Source organism: Campylobacter sp. RM12647, from assembly GCF_020138135.1.
GTDB lineage: Bacteria > Campylobacterota > Campylobacteria > Campylobacterales > Campylobacteraceae > Campylobacter_E.
Window position 1 is genome coordinate 1 of sequence record NZ_JACGAS010000051.1, and the last position, 1,599, is coordinate 1,599.

Here is a 1,599-nt window from a genome sequence, read left to right on the forward strand (position 1 = left end):
TGCCTTCTTTAGTATCTAACTTAGCGTTTATTGTACCAACATTGCTAATATTTCCAGCTTCATCTTTAGCTACTAATTCTAATTTTTCACCATCTTTTACATCATTTAATGTTGCTTTAAAGTTACCATCAGCATCAGCTTTTACTTCAGTTTTACCATTTATTGTTACCACTGCATTTGGCTCTGTTTTACCTTCTACAACATAATTACCATTTAAATCTGGAGTTCCTGTTAATTCTCCTAATAATGGAGCTGTAGTGTCTATTGTCGTTGTAGCAACATCAGATACTATTTTATCATTTACATTATAAGTTACTTCTACCTTAACTTCTCCATCTTTTTCTGGAGTATAAGTAGTTGTAAATGAGCCATCTTTATTAAATGTAACATCAACAACTTTATCATTAATTTTAACAAGAGCTTTATTTTCAACAAATTCAACAGCATTTCCATTAGCATCAACTGGCTTAATTGTTCCACTAATTGTAAGAACCTTATTATTATTTAAAGTATTTTCAACATTAACACCATTGCCTGCAATTTCAACATCAACTTTAGCATCTACTTCTTTACTTGCAGCTTCTAATATAGTAACAACATCTGCTTTACCTTCAAATTTAACTTGAATTAAACCAATATTATTACCAATAATATTCGCATCAAGATTGATTGTAAATGTGCCATCTGCATCAATGTGTCCAACAACTTTAATATCATTTACAACACTATTTAATATATTACTTTGAATATCAAATTCGTAATCTCCTGCTACGCCTTGATAATTTTCTAATTTACCTTTAAGCACTAAGCTATTGCTATCAACTGTTGCTGAATGATCTTTTATAGTATCATCACCATTTACTTCTGTAATAACAAGTTTATCAAATACTGGAGCTACTGGCTTATCTTCAGGTTTAACTTCTGGAGTTACAACATCTTCAGTTTTATCTTCTTCAGGTTGTTTATTGTCTTCAGTGTTTTCAGGTTTATCTTCAGGTTTAACTTCTGGAGTTACAACATCTTCAGTTTTATCTTCTTCAGGTTTATTTTCAGAAGCTGGAACTTCAATAATTGCTGGATTTACACTTGTATTGCCAACTTTATCAGTTGCACTAATTTCTACCTTATCACTAGCATTTGGAATAGTAATTACAAAATTACCATCTTTGTCAGCCGTCGCCTTATCTCCATTAGGAGTTGAAACTACCGCTTCTGGCTCTGTTTTACCTGATACTACTACATTTCCTTCTACAACTTCTACTTTAGTATCTGTTATTACAGGAGCTATATTATCTACACTAAATGAGCTATCTACACTATTATTACCATTCTCAACATGATATTTATATAATAATTCAGCATTTGATAAGTCAAAAGTATAGCTATAATCACCATTAGCATCAGCTGTAACTTTTACAGGGAAATGGATTTGAGCTACATTGTTACCATCTAATGTATAACCAATAACATTTATTGTTACTTCAGAATTAGGTGTAGCTCCACTACCTTTTATAGTAAATTCTGTTCCATTTGTTAATTTACCATCTACAATATTAGAATCTTTATCATATACATTTGCAGTTAAATTTAATGGTTTTT

General features: G+C 30.6%; 1 protein-coding gene. It reads right to left on the reverse strand.

The window, feature by feature from the left end:
• On the reverse strand, positions 1 to 1,599 hold a 1,599-nt coding region (locus AVBRAN12647_RS09535), incomplete at both ends, for an Ig-like domain-containing protein (RefSeq protein WP_336615109.1).